At 50.6% G+C, this 265-nt stretch carries 1 protein-coding gene; it reads right to left on the reverse strand.

Features of this window, described 5'->3' with window-relative positions:
* Window positions 1–72: 72 nt before the first annotated feature.
* Window positions 73–265: ATPase domain-containing protein (locus IV91_RS16285; protein WP_035418623.1), on the reverse strand; the 193-nt coding region annotated here is incomplete at its 5' end.

Genomic DNA, 265 nt, shown 5'->3' on the forward strand with positions numbered 1-265 from the left:
CCGTGAACCTGGATCTCCAGTATCAGAAACGCCATCCTCATCATTTCTATTCATTACAGCTCCCTCATTCATCTATGCCACAAGATCCCCGGTCGGGCTACCGGTCATGATTCCAATGTACGCAGATAAAGCCTCCCCAAATACAATGCCTTCGTTGGTAATGTCGTATAACCGGATGTCCTTGCTGTGCTGGCTGCCGCGGACTTTGACGACCGAGATGACGCGTTTGAATTGGCCCGAGATTTCGACATAACGCTGCACGATG

The sequence above is a fragment of the Ferrovum myxofaciens genome (assembly GCF_000735045.1).
In the GTDB taxonomy this organism is placed as follows: Bacteria; Pseudomonadota; Gammaproteobacteria; order Burkholderiales; family Ferrovaceae; genus Ferrovum; species Ferrovum myxofaciens.